The sequence below is a fragment of the Limnohabitans sp. 2KL-51 genome, from assembly GCF_003063645.1.
GTDB lineage: Bacteria > Pseudomonadota > Gammaproteobacteria > Burkholderiales > Burkholderiaceae_C > Limnohabitans_A.
In genome coordinates, this window is the sequence record NZ_NESJ01000001.1 from 294,218 (window position 1) to 306,044 (window position 11,827).

Below are 11,827 nucleotides of genomic sequence, written 5' to 3' on the forward strand. Positions count from 1 at the left end.
GACGCAAATCAATCGGGACTAAGGGTTTTCACTTGGGAGGTCGGCTGGTCAGGTAGTAACATAACTTATGCAATTTTTTGCCTAGGTTGTATGTTTTATTGAACCTTCGCCTTGTCCCTTTCAGGAGTCTTTGATGTCTTCCAAAACTTCCGCTCTTTCGCGTCGCAGCCTGTTCTCGGGTGCTGCCACGGTGGGTGTTGTGGCTGCAGCCACCGCCGTTTTGCCGAGTGTGGTCAAGCAGGCCGCGCCAGTGGCCACAGCCTTGCCCAAGCCCACACGTGGCGGAGGCTACACCCTGAGCGAACACGTTCAGCAGTACTACAAGACCACCCGCGTCTGACCTTCCGTCCCTCTTCCCTGTTCCTCCCCAACTGGAGTCTTCCATGTTGCTGACCAAAAAATCCTCCGGCACCTCCGGTGCCACGTCATCCCCCTTCATTCACAGCTTGCGCCGTGGTTTGTCGCAGGCTTTGCCCACACTCGATCGCCGCAGCTTTTTGCGCCGTTCGGGTTTGGGTGTGGGCGTGGGCCTGGCCGCATCACAGTTGAGCCTGGTGCAAAAAGCACAGGCAGCTACTGCCAAGTCCATCACGGGCGCGGGTAAGGTCGAAGTCAAACGTACCATCTGCACCCACTGCTCGGTGGGTTGCGCTGTCGACGCCGTGGTCGAAAACGGTGTTTGGGTGCGCCAAGAGCCTGTATTCGATTCGCCCATCAACCTCGGTGCGCATTGCGCCAAGGGTGCGGCCATCCGTGAGCACGGCCACGGTGAGTTTCGCCTGCGCTACCCCATGAAGCTGGTCAACGGCAAGTACGAGCGCATCAGCTGGGACGTGGCCCTCAACGAAATCAGCGCCAAGATGCTGGATCTGCGCAAGTCCAGTGGTCCAGACAGCATTTATTACGTGGGCTCCTCCAAGCACAACAACGAACAAGCCTATTTGCTGCGCAAGTTCGTGAGCTTCTGGGGCACCAACAACTGCGACCACCAAGCCCGTATTTGCCACTCCACCACGGTGGCCGGTGTGGCCAACACATGGGGTTACGGCGCCATGACCAACTCGTACAACGACATGCAAAACAGCAAGGTCGCTTTGTACATCGGCTCCAACGCGGCCGAAGCCCACCCCGTGTCCATGCTGCACATGCTGCACGCCAAGGAAAACGGCTGCAAGATGATCGTGGTCGATCCACGCTTCACCCGCACCGCCGCCAAAGCCGACGAATTCGTGCGCATTCGCTCGGGCACCGACATTCCTTTCCTGTTCGGTTTGATTTATCACATCTTCAAGAATGGTTGGGAAGACAAAAAGTACATCAACGACCGCGTGTACGGCATGGAGGCTGTCAAGGCCGATGTGATGGCCAAGTGGACGCCCGACAAGGTGGAAGAGGCTTGCGGCGTCAAAGAACCGCAGATGTTCAAGATCGCCAAGATGCTGCACGACAACAACCCGGGCACCATCGTCTGGTGCATGGGTCAGACCCAGCACACGATCGGCAACGCCATGGTGCGTGCATCTTGCATCTTGCAGCTGGCGCTGGGCAACGTGGGCAAGACCGGCGGCGGCACCAACATTTTTCGTGGCCACGACAACGTGCAAGGCGCGACCGACGTCGGCCCCAATCCCGATTCCTTGCCCGGCTACTACGGCTTGGCCGAAGGCTCGTGGAAGCATTTCGCGAACACCTGGGGTGTGGACTTCGAGTGGATCAAAAAGCAGTTTGCCAGCCCCGCCATGATGGGTAAAAACGGTATCACCGTGTCCCGCTGGATCGACGGTGTGCTGGAGAACAACGAGCTGATCGACCAAGACAGCAACCTGCGCGGTGTGTTCTATTGGGGCCATGCCCCCAACTCGCAAACCCGTGGTCTGGACATGAAGCGCGCCATGGACAAGCTGGACTTGTTGGTGGTGGTCGACCCGTACCCATCGGCCACAGCGGCCATGGCTGCCATGCCCGGCAAAGCCGAAGACCTGAACCCCAACCGCGCGGTGTACCTGTTGCCCGCAGCAACTCAGTTTGAGACCAGCGGTTCTTGCACCGCCTCCAACCGCTCCTTGCAGTGGCGCGAGAAGGTCATTGAGCCCCTGTGGGAGAGCCGCTCGGACCACATGATCATGCACCAGCTGGCCGAAAAACTCGGTTTCGCCAAAGAGCTGTCCAAGAATTACAAAATGCAAAAAGTTGGCGGCATGGACGAGCCCGTGCCCGAGGACATCCTGCGAGAGATCAACAAGTGCGTCTGGACCATTGGCTATACCGGCCAAAGCCCAGAGCGCCTGAAGGCCCACATGAAGAACATGAACCTGTTCGACGTGAAAACCCTTAAGGCCAAGGGCGGCAAAGACAAGGAAACCGGTTACGACTTCACGGGCGATTACTTCGGCCTGCCATGGCCTTGCTACGGCACGCCCGAAATGAAGCACCCCGGCTCGTCCAATTTGTACGATACCTCCAAGCACGTCATGGACGGCGGTGGCAACTTCCGCGCCAACTTCGGTGTGGAGCGCGATGGCAAGAGCCTGCTGGCTGAAGACGGTTCGCACTCCATGGGCGCGGACATCACGACCGGCTACCCGGAGCTTGACCACATTTTGCTCAAGAAATTGGGCTGGTGGGATGAGCTGACCGAGGCCGAAAAAGCCAAGGCCGAAGGCAAAAACTGGAAGACCGATTCGTCGGGCGGCATGATCCGCGTGTTCATGAAAGGACACGGCTGCCACCCTTTCGGCAACGCCAAGGCCCGAGCCGTGGTCTGGAACTTCCCAGATCCCATTCCTCAGCACCGCGAGCCGCTGTACGGCACCCGTCCGGACTTGATGGCCAAGTACCCCACCCACGACGACCGCAAGGCTTTCTGGCGTCTGCCCACCTTGTTCAAGACCGTGCAGGACAAGAACATCGCCGACAAGGTCCACGAAAAGTATCCACTCATCCTGACCTCTGGACGTTTGGTCGAGTACGAAGGCGGTGGCGAGGAAACCCGCGCCAACCCCTGGCTGGCCGAGTTGCAGCAAGAGGCTTATGTCGAAATCCACCCCAAAACGGCGGCCGATCGGGGCATTCGCAACGGCGACCGCGTCTGGTTGACCGGTGCCACGGGTGCGCGACTGGACGTGCAGGCCATGGTGACCGAGCGGGTGGACACCGCCACGGTGTGGATGCCTTTCCACTTCTCGGGTCGTTGGCAAGGCGCCGACATGCTGGCGCACTACCCCAAGGGGGCTGCACCCATCGTGCGCGGCGAGGCGGTCAACACCGCCACCACCTATGGTTATGACAGCGTCACCATGATGCAAGAGACCAAGACCACCATCTGCAACATCGAAAAAGCCTAAGCGCTCCAGGAGAACACGATGGCACGAATGAAATTTATTTGCGATGCAGAGCGCTGCATCGAATGCAACGGCTGCGTCACAGCTTGCAAAAACGAGCACGAAGTTCCTTGGGGCGTGAACCGCCGCCGCGTGGTCACGCTCAATGATGGTGTACCCGGCGAGAAGTCGATCTCGGTGGCCTGCATGCATTGCTCTGACGCACCTTGCATGGCGGTCTGCCCAGTCAATTGCTTTTACAAAACCGAAGAAGGCGTGGTGCTGCACGACAAGGACATCTGCATTGGTTGCGGCTACTGCTCTTATGCCTGTCCGTTTGGCGCACCGCAGTTCCCGTCCAACGGCACCTTTGGCTTGCGCGGCAAGATGGACAAGTGCACCTTCTGCGCAGGTGGCCCCGAAGAGCATGGCAGTCAGGCCGAGTTTGAAAAATACGGCCGCAACCGCCTGGCCGAGGGCAAACTGCCCGCCTGTGCGGAAATGTGCTCAACCAAAGCTTTGCTGGCGGGCGACGGCGATGTGGTCGCCGACATTCTGCGCGGTCGCGTGCTGGCCCGGGGCAAAGGCGCCGAAGTTTGGGGCTGGGGCACCGCTTACGGTAACCAAGCCAAGCCAGGAGCCTGAGCATGAAAAAAACCATCTTTATCATCGGGTGCGCCGCTTTGCTCGTGGCGTGTGGTGAAACTTCGCAAGACAAACCGGGTGCGCGTTCTGACAAGCCCGTGCAAAACGGCACCGGTGTGGCGGTCTACACCGCGTCGGGCTGGAAAGCCGGTGACAAAGATGGCTGGGCCAACCACCTCAAAGCCCGCGCCAGTTATGGTCAAGACGACCACGCCCGTGCTCCCAAGTGAGCCACAAGGAGAAGTTCATGCGTCGCTTCTTACTGAGCATCGGTCTGGCCCTGTGGACCGTGGGCGCTGTGGCCCAAACGCAGGCCCCGGCCTCTGCGACCCCACCCACTGCCGCTGCTCCTGCCGCCGCAGCTGACAACAGCTTGGGCGTGAAAAGCGCCAACATCTTCCAGATTGCGCCGGGTGCCGACGCCGATCCGAAGTACAAGGACCAGACCAACGCCGAACGCGGCCAGGTTCAACCCGGCAACAACGCGCCCATGTGGCGTTCGGTGGGGCAGGGCGTGACCGGCTACACCAGCCTGCCCAAAAGCCAAGCGCCTGAAGCAGGCAACCTGATCCAGCCTTTTGTGCAATACCCCGGCTCGCGTCTGGCCTCGGCGGGCGAGTCTTGGCGTCAGGTGCGCAACAACATCATCATTCCGTATGGCGCAGCCTTGTTGCTGATCGCCGTGGGTGCGATGGCGCTGTTTTATTTCTCCAAGGGCACGATCGAGCTGCATGGTCAGGAAACTGGTCGCAAGATCGAACGATTCACGCCGTTTGAGCGCTCAGCCCACTGGGCCAACGCCATTGCTTTTGTGTCGCTGGCCATCTCGGGCATCGTCATGGCCTACGGCAAATACTTCTTGCTCCCCATTTTGGGTGGCACGCTGTTTGGTTGGCTGAGCTATGCCCTGAAAAACCTGCACAACTTTGCAGGGCCCTTGTTTGCGGTGTCTTTGGTGGTGGTCTTCATCACCTTCCTCAAGGACAACCTGCCCAGCAAGGACGATGTGGTCTGGATGCTCAAAGGCGGCGGTTTGTTCTCGGGCACCGAAGTGCCTTCACACCGCTTCAATGCCGGTGAAAAGGTGGTCTTCTGGGGCGGTGTGTTGTTCCTTGGTTTGATCGTGGTCGGATCGGGCCTGGTGCTCGACATGCTGATCCCCGGTCTCATTTACGAACGCGGCACCATGCAAATCGCCAACATGATCCACGGCGTGGCGGCCTTGTTCATGATGGCCATGTTCATCGGCCACATTTACATGGGCACCATTGGCATGCGCGGTGCCTACAAAGCCATGCGAACAGGCTATGTGGACGAAACCTGGGCCAAGGAACACCATGAGTTGTGGTACGACGATGTGAAGTCGGGCAAGATCCCAGCCCACCGTTCAGCCACTACGACCCCCCCCGCCGCCTCGAATGCTTCCACCGCTTCGGCTTGAGCCTGGAGAAACTTCATGAAAAAAACCCTGCTTGTTTTGTCCGCACTGGCCATTGGCTTCAGCGCTGCCGCCAAACTACCCGCCCCCAGTGAGGAGGCCAAGGCCAAAGCCGCCGAGGCTGCGGCCAAAACCGCGCATGGCAACAAAGTGGCCGACTTCCAGTTGTGCAAGTCCCGAGAAAAAGTGGCGGCACACTATTACAAAACCAACGGCAAAGGCAAGGCCGCACCTGCTGCCACGCCCGCTTGCGTGGACCCTGGTGCCTACAAGCCTGCAGAAACGACGGCCGCTGCTCCCGCAGCAGCCCCAGCAGGGGCCAAGCCTGCAGCTGCACCTGCCAAAAAAGGCTGATCCTTTTTTGCATCCCACTGAAAAATCCCCCGTCTTGTCGCGGGGGATTTTTACGTTAGGCTCAAGCCATGTCTGTTGTTCTGAACGCCCCCGAGGCCGCATCGGCCCCTCTCAAGCCCCACATCACCCGAGCGCGTGCACCCCTGACCCGCAGTGTGCCCGTGTGCAACGAATTCGGTGAGTCCTCCGAGACGCAAATCCCCGCTGAGCGTGCTCTGACCATTTACCTGGATAAAAAAGAGCTGGTGACCTTGATGACTCTGGGCGCCGAGCCCGAGTGGCTGGTGCTGGGTTTCTTGCGCAACCAGCGTCTGATTGATTCCGTGGCCCAGATCGAATCCATCACCGTGGACTGGACGATTGGAGAAGGAGAACTGGGCGAGCCCGGCGTGGCTGCCGTCAAAACCCGCCCTAACGCCAACGTCGTGGTCGAGCGCAGCGCCGAGCGCGTGGTGACCACCGGCTGCGGCCAAGGCAGCGTATTTGGCGATTTGATGGCCCACATCGAAGAGATCGAACTGCCGCCCGCGCAAATCACCCAAAGCCAGCTTTATGGTGTGGTCAACGCCATTCGCTTGCAAGAAACCACCTACAAATCATCGGGCTCGGTGCACGGCTGCGCCTTGTTTCAGGGTGAAGACATGCTCATGTTTGTGGAAGACGTGGGGCGTCACAACGCGGTGGACACCGTTGCCGGCTGGATGTGGATGCACGACGTGAACGCCCAGGACAAGGTGTTCTACACCACCGGGCGCTTGACCAGCGAAATGGTCATCAAGTCGGCGCAAATGGGCGTGCCCGTGGTCGTCTCGCGCAGTGGCATCACCCAAATGGGGCTGGACGTGGCCAAGCGCTTGGGCCTCTGTGCGATTGGTCGCGCCACCAACAAACGCTTCTTGTGTTTCAGCGCGCCCGAGCGCCTGGTTTGGCAGCCTGAGCTGCTGACGCCAGCCAACGGATTGAACGACAGGGGTTGATCGCCCACAGGGGTGGGCTCCCACAAATGCGCGGCGCTCGGTCCACCAACTGGGGCTATGCTTTGTAGGAGCGCACCCCGTGCGCGATGGGCGTGGCACACGCCCTGATCACCATCTCACCAAAGTCTGGACACGGGCCCAATGGCCCAAGTGTCTCAGCCGTGGATGAACTTGGGGACGCGTTTGTTCAAAAAGGCGTCCATGCCTTCTTTTTGGTCGGCGGTGGCAAACAAGCCGTGAAACAGGCGGCGCTCGAACATCACACCGTCGCTCAGCCCACTTTCAAAAGCGCGGTTCACGCTTTCTTTGGCCGCCATGGTCGCCAGTTGGCCATAGCCACAAATCATCAAAGCAGCGCCCAGTGTTTCATCCATCAACTTGTCCAGCGGCACTACACGGCTGACCAAGCCACCGCGCTCGGCCTCAGCCGCGTCCATCATGCGGCCTGTGAGCACCAAGTCCATCGCCTTGGACTTGCCCAAGGCCCGCGGCAAGCGCTGTGTGCCGCCTGCGCCGGGGATGATGCCGATCTTGATTTCGGGCTGGCCGAACTTGGCGTTGTCAGCGGCGATGATGAAGTCGCACATCATGGCCAGCTCGCAACCACCGCCCAAGGCAAAGCCGCTGACGGCCGCGATCACGGGTTTGCGGATGCTGCGGATGGTTTCCCAGTTGCGCGTGATGAAGTCGTTTTTGTAAACGTCGTGGAAATTGAACTTCGCCATGGCCGAGATGTCGGCCCCGGCAGCAAAGGCTTTCTCGCTGCCGGTGATGACGATGCAGCCAATGGCCTCGTCGGCGTCAAACGCCTTCAAGGCGGCGCCCAGCTCGTCCATCAGAGCGCCGTTCAGCGCATTCAGCGCCTTGGGGCGGTTGAGGGTGATGATGCCGACTTGCCCGCCTTCGGTGCGGACTTCAATGTTTTCGTAGGTCAAGTGCTGTCTCCTGTGTGAGCGTCAAACGGAATGAATGGGCTCACTATACCCAAGGCGCTGACCGAGGGGTTTCAAGCCCTGATGGCTCCAAAACCTAGGGAAAACCCAAGGAAACAATTAATGTCGGGAACAAATAGGTTGTCCGGTTTTTAGCAAGTAATCTGTCCGGTTTGGGGAGTGCGATGCAAGACGCACCGATCAGCCGGACTCGCTACATGCAGGAGAACCGGAAGATGAGATTCGAACAGGCATATGTTGGCTGGAATGAAGGCAGGCTGAATCAGAGCGAGGCCGCTGAGCTGCTGGGCCAATGCGAGCGCAGTTTTCGCCGTCACGTCCAGCGTTATGAGGCTGACGGGCTGCAAGGGCTATTGGACAGGCGACTGAGCCAAATCTCCAAGCGCCGAGCCAGCGCAGCCGAGGTGGACCAGGTGGTTGAGCTGTACAAAACCAGTTTTGCAGGCTGGAATCTGAGCCATTTCCACAGCAAATACAAGGCTGAATTCAAAGGCTTGCGTAGCTACAGTTGGCTCAAAAGCGTGCTCCAAGGAGCGGGTGCGGCCAAAGTTCACAAGGCGCGTGGCAAGCACCGCATCAAGCGCGACAGGGCACCGCTGGCGGGGATGATGATCCACCAAGATGCCAGCACTCACCGCTGGGTTGATCAATCGGTGTGGGATTTGGTGGTCACGATGGACGATGCAACGGGCGAGCACACGTCCATGTTCTTTTGTGAACAAGAAGGCAGCGCCTCCAGCTTTCACGGGATTGGTCAAACGATCGCCCGCTATGGGCTATTTGCAAGCCTGTACACCGATCGCGGGGCGCATTACTTCACCACACCCAAGGCCGGTGGCAAAGTCGACAAAGTCAACCTCACGCAGCTTGGGCGGGCCCTCAAGCAACTGGGGATTGGTCACATTGCAGCCTACTCGCCCCAGGCGCGCGGGCGCAGCGAGCGGGCCTTTCAAACGCATCAGGGCCGTTTGCCACAAGAGTTGGCGCGAGCGGGTATCACAGACATACAGGCGGCCAACCGCTATCTGGAGGAGGTGTATCGCCCAGGGCACAACCGAGAGTTTGGGGTGGCCAGCCGCTGCGAGGGGACAGCTTATGTGCCGTTCATCAGCGGCAATCTCCCTGATATTTTGTGTGAGCAGCACGAGCGCACGGCAGACAACGACAACTGCGTCAGCTTTGAAGCAATGCAGCTACAGATCCCGACGGACGAGTTCAGGTATCACTATGTGCATACGCGCTTGAGGGTGCATCGGTATGTGGATGCGACGCTGGCTGTGTTTCATGGGCCGCGCAGGCTCGCTTGTTATGACGCGAAGGGGCAGCAGCGCCAAGACCCAGGAAAGGAGCAAAGGCTGGCCGCATGAAGCCAGTCAAAAGACGGACCGCTTACTTGCTCAAAAGCAGCTCATGAGTGCAAGCAAGAAAAGCGGACAATTAACTTGCTACGAAACCGGACAGTTCTATTTACTGCCGACACAAGGAAACAATTAACCAACCGATTGGTCGGTTAATGGTACATTTTCGCATTCGGAGATTTTCATGACTGATCCATCATCATCCACTGTTTTGTATGAAGAACACGGCCCTGTGGCGGTGGTCACGCTCAACCGGCCTGCTGCGCTGAACAGTTTTGACCGTCAAATGCACCACGATCTGTGGGCGGCTTTTGACCAGGCCGAAGCCAACGCCCAGATTCGCGCCATGGTGCTGACCGGCGCCGGGCGAGGTTTTTGCGCCGGTGCCGATTTGTCGTCCTTTGATTTCACGCCGGGTCCTGACCGCGTGGCTCGGGCCGATCCTGGGCCCATCATTGATCAGGCGTTCAACCCCACCACACGGCGCATCCAATCCTTGCGCATGCCCATTGTGGCCGCTGTGAACGGGGTGGCTGCAGGTGCAGGCGCTTCGGTGGCCATGGCCTGTGACATCGCCATTGCGGCCCCTCAGGCCAGCTTTATTCAAGCCTTCAGCAAAATCGGATTGATCCCGGATGCAGGCAGCAGCTGGTTGTTGGTCGAGCGCTTGGGGCTGCCGCGGGCGCTGGCCTTGGCCATGACGGGCGACAAGTTGCCGGCCCAGCAGGCCAAGGAATGGGGTTTGATTTGGGACGTGGCCGACGACCCCTTGGCCGCTGCCTTGACCTTGGCGCAGCGTTTGGCGAGCATGCCCACCCAAGCCTTGGTGGCCACCCGGGCGTTGTTGCAAGGCGCCACCACCCGCAGTCTGTCTGAACAGCTGGATCTGGAGCGAGACATGCAGTCGGCGATGGGCCGCACGCACGACTATTTCGAGGGGGTGCAGGCCTTCCTTGAAAAACGCGCACCCCAATTCAAAGGCGAATGATGAGCGACCCCCAAGCACTGGCCCGGTTGGTGGGCGAGACGATGTTCGCTGTCGACGTGGCTTCCAAAGACACCATGGGCATGGAACTGCTGGTCTGCGAACCCGGCCGCGCCTTGATGCGCATGACGGTCAAAGCGCTGCACCTGAATGGACACCAAATTTGCCATGGCGGTTTCATCTTCACGCTGGCCGATTCGACCTTTGCCTTTGCCTGTAACAGCTACAACAAGAACGCGGTGGCTGCGGGTTGCAGCATCGAATTTTTGAAGCCCGGCAAGTTGGACGATGTGCTGACCTGTGAAGGCATTGAGCAAACGCTCAGCGGACGTCACGGCATCTACGACATGAAAGTCACCAACCAAAACGGTGAAGTCATCGCCATGTTCCGTGGCAAAAGCGCGCAGATCCCGGGCACCGTCATCCCCGAATAAGTTTATGAATTGGGGGACAGGTCTTCAGCCCTGTCCCCCGCTGATCAAGTGGAGATTTGAATGAGTCAAAAAGCCTTCCCCCTCGAGCCGATTGAAAAGGCCAGCATCGACGAGCTGCGCAGCTTGCAGCTCAAGCGCCTGCAGCAAACGCTGCAGCACGCCTATGCCAACTCGCCCGTGTACCGGGCCAAGTTCGACGCCGCAGGCGTGCACCCGGACGATTGCAAAACGCTGGCCGACATCGCCAAGTTTCCGTTCACCACCAAGTCAGACCTGCGCGACAGCTACCCCTTTGGCATGTTTGCCGTGCCCCGTGAAAACTGCGCCCGCATCCACGCGTCCAGCGGCACCACCGGCAAACCCACCGTGGTGGGCTACACCCTTAAAGACATCGACACTTGGTCCACCGTGGTGGCCCGCAGCATTCGCGCTGGCGGTGCCAAGCCCGGCGACATGGTGCACATCAGCTACGGCTACGGTCTGTTCACCGGCGGCATGGGCGCGCATTACGGCGCAGAAAAATTGGGCCTCACGGTCGTGCCTTTTGGCGGCGGCCAAACCGAGCGCCAGGTGCAGCTGATCCAGGATTTCAAGTCCAACATCATCATGGTCACGCCCAGTTACATGCTGGCGATTGCCGACGAGTTCGAGCGCCAAGGCATCGACCCCAAAACCAGCTCGCTGCGCATCGGCATCTTCGGCGCAGAGCCCTGGACCAATGACATGCGCGCTGCGATTGAAAAGCGCATGAACATCGACGCGGTCGACATCTATGGCCTGTCTGAAGTGATGGGGCCGGGTGTGGCCAGTGAATGCATCGAGACCAAAGACGGCCCGACCATCTGGGAAGACCACTTCTACCCCGAGATCATCAACCCCGAGACGGGCGAGCCAGTGGCCGATGGCGAAATGGGCGAGTTGGTATTCACCAGCCTGACCAAAGAAGCGCTGCCCATCATCCGCTACCGCACGCGCGACCTGACGCGCCTGCTGCCCGGCACCGCCCGAAGCATGCGGCGCATGGAAAAAATCACCGGCCGCAGCGATGACATGATGATCATCCGGGGCGTGAACGTGTTCCCCAGCCAGATCGAAGAGCTGATCTTGAAGCGCGCCGAGCTGGCCCCGCACTACCAATGCGTCCTGACCCGTGAAGGCCCGATGGACGACCTCAAAGTGCTGATCGAAACCAAGCCCGGCGTGTCGCCCGACAGCATCGAGGCGCGTGCGGCGGCCAAGCAGCTGCAGCACGAGATCAAGGTCTACATTGGCTCGAGCGTGGCGATCGAGCTCAAGGCCGAAGGCGGCGTGGAGCGCAGCCAGGGCAAGGCCAAACGCGTGGTGGACTTGCGCGGCAAGTGAA

Annotated in this window: 12 protein-coding genes; 11 read left to right on the forward strand and 1 reads right to left on the reverse strand. The window is 59.6% G+C overall.

Annotated elements, in window-relative coordinates:
* Positions 1-133 precede the first annotated feature (133 nt).
* The 7 genes from B9Z49_RS01320 (at position 134) to B9Z49_RS01350 (ending at position 6,734) form a co-directional block, all read left to right on the forward strand.
* Positions 134-340, forward strand: a complete 207-nt coding sequence (locus B9Z49_RS01320) for a formate dehydrogenase (RefSeq protein ID WP_108351622.1) — start codon at positions 134-136, stop codon at positions 338-340.
* A gap of 43 nt (positions 341-383) precedes the next feature.
* The gene (locus tag B9Z49_RS01325; protein WP_108351623.1) at positions 384-3,344 is read left to right on the forward strand and encodes a formate dehydrogenase subunit alpha; all 2,961 of its coding nucleotides are present in this window, start codon (positions 384-386) and stop codon (positions 3,342-3,344) included.
* 18 nt (positions 3,345-3,362) lie between these two features.
* Complete coding sequence (gene fdh3B, locus B9Z49_RS01330; protein WP_108351624.1) at positions 3,363-3,965, forward strand: formate dehydrogenase FDH3 subunit beta; 603 nt, start codon at positions 3,363-3,365, stop codon at positions 3,963-3,965.
* Between the two features lie 2 nt (positions 3,966-3,967).
* Positions 3,968-4,195, forward strand: coding sequence for a hypothetical protein (locus B9Z49_RS01335; RefSeq protein ID WP_108351625.1), 228 nt, complete (start codon positions 3,968-3,970; stop codon positions 4,193-4,195).
* A gap of 17 nt (positions 4,196-4,212) precedes the next feature.
* Positions 4,213-5,406, forward strand: a complete 1,194-nt coding sequence (locus B9Z49_RS01340; RefSeq protein ID WP_108351714.1) for a formate dehydrogenase subunit gamma — start codon at positions 4,213-4,215, stop codon at positions 5,404-5,406.
* A 15-nt stretch (positions 5,407-5,421) separates the two neighbouring features.
* Positions 5,422-5,757: a hypothetical protein gene (locus B9Z49_RS01345; RefSeq protein ID WP_108351626.1), complete on the forward strand. Its 336-nt coding sequence runs from the start codon at positions 5,422-5,424 to the stop codon at positions 5,755-5,757.
* 68 nt (positions 5,758-5,825) lie between these two features.
* Positions 5,826-6,734 carry a formate dehydrogenase accessory sulfurtransferase FdhD gene (locus B9Z49_RS01350; RefSeq protein ID WP_108351627.1) on the forward strand — a complete coding sequence of 303 codons (909 nt, stop codon included), beginning with the start codon at positions 5,826-5,828 and terminating at the stop codon, positions 6,732-6,734.
* Between the two features lie 155 nt (positions 6,735-6,889).
* Here B9Z49_RS01350 and B9Z49_RS01355 read toward each other — a convergent pair whose 3' ends face one another.
* Positions 6,890-7,669 (reverse strand): enoyl-CoA hydratase, encoded by a 780-nt coding sequence (locus B9Z49_RS01355; RefSeq protein ID WP_108351628.1) that lies wholly within the window; start codon positions 7,667-7,669, stop codon positions 6,890-6,892.
* Between the two features lie 233 nt (positions 7,670-7,902).
* Between B9Z49_RS01355 and B9Z49_RS01360 the strand changes: the two genes are divergently transcribed.
* The 4 genes from B9Z49_RS01360 to paaK all read left to right on the forward strand — a co-directional run bounded on the left by B9Z49_RS01360 (position 7,903) and on the right by paaK (position 11,826).
* Positions 7,903-9,054: an ISNCY family transposase gene (locus B9Z49_RS01360; RefSeq protein WP_108351715.1), complete on the forward strand. Its 1,152-nt coding sequence runs from the start codon at positions 7,903-7,905 to the stop codon at positions 9,052-9,054.
* Positions 9,055-9,229: 175 nt separating this feature from the next.
* Positions 9,230-10,033, forward strand: a complete 804-nt coding sequence (locus B9Z49_RS01365; RefSeq protein WP_108351629.1) for an enoyl-CoA hydratase-related protein — start codon at positions 9,230-9,232, stop codon at positions 10,031-10,033.
* The gene (gene paaI, locus B9Z49_RS01370) at positions 10,030-10,464 is read left to right on the forward strand and encodes a hydroxyphenylacetyl-CoA thioesterase PaaI (protein ID WP_108351630.1); all 435 of its coding nucleotides are present in this window, start codon (positions 10,030-10,032) and stop codon (positions 10,462-10,464) included. Before B9Z49_RS01365 ends, paaI begins: the two co-directional genes overlap by 4 nt.
* A gap of 60 nt (positions 10,465-10,524) precedes the next feature.
* Positions 10,525-11,826: a phenylacetate--CoA ligase PaaK gene (gene paaK / locus B9Z49_RS01375; RefSeq protein WP_108351631.1), complete on the forward strand. Its 1,302-nt coding sequence runs from the start codon at positions 10,525-10,527 to the stop codon at positions 11,824-11,826.
* Position 11,827: the final 1 nt, after the last annotated feature.

Coding starts and splice junctions, on each gene's coding strand:
- B9Z49_RS01340 (WP_108351714.1), top strand. CDS start 4,213: ATGCGTCGCTTCTTACTGAGCATCGGTCTGGCCCTGTGGACCGTGGGC.
- B9Z49_RS01350 (WP_108351627.1), top strand. CDS start 5,826: ATGTCTGTTGTTCTGAACGCCCCCGAGGCCGCATCGGCCCCTCTCAAG.
- paaI (WP_108351630.1), top strand. CDS start 10,030: ATGATGAGCGACCCCCAAGCACTGGCCCGGTTGGTGGGCGAGACGATG.
- B9Z49_RS01345 (WP_108351626.1), top strand. CDS start 5,422: ATGAAAAAAACCCTGCTTGTTTTGTCCGCACTGGCCATTGGCTTCAGC.
- B9Z49_RS01360 (WP_108351715.1), top strand. CDS start 7,903: ATGAGATTCGAACAGGCATATGTTGGCTGGAATGAAGGCAGGCTGAAT.
- B9Z49_RS01365 (WP_108351629.1), top strand. CDS start 9,230: ATGACTGATCCATCATCATCCACTGTTTTGTATGAAGAACACGGCCCT.
- fdh3B (WP_108351624.1), top strand. CDS start 3,363: ATGGCACGAATGAAATTTATTTGCGATGCAGAGCGCTGCATCGAATGC.
- B9Z49_RS01320 (WP_108351622.1), top strand. CDS start 134: ATGTCTTCCAAAACTTCCGCTCTTTCGCGTCGCAGCCTGTTCTCGGGT.
- B9Z49_RS01335 (WP_108351625.1), top strand. CDS start 3,968: ATGAAAAAAACCATCTTTATCATCGGGTGCGCCGCTTTGCTCGTGGCG.
- B9Z49_RS01325 (WP_108351623.1), top strand. CDS start 384: ATGTTGCTGACCAAAAAATCCTCCGGCACCTCCGGTGCCACGTCATCC.
- paaK (WP_108351631.1), top strand. CDS start 10,525: ATGAGTCAAAAAGCCTTCCCCCTCGAGCCGATTGAAAAGGCCAGCATC.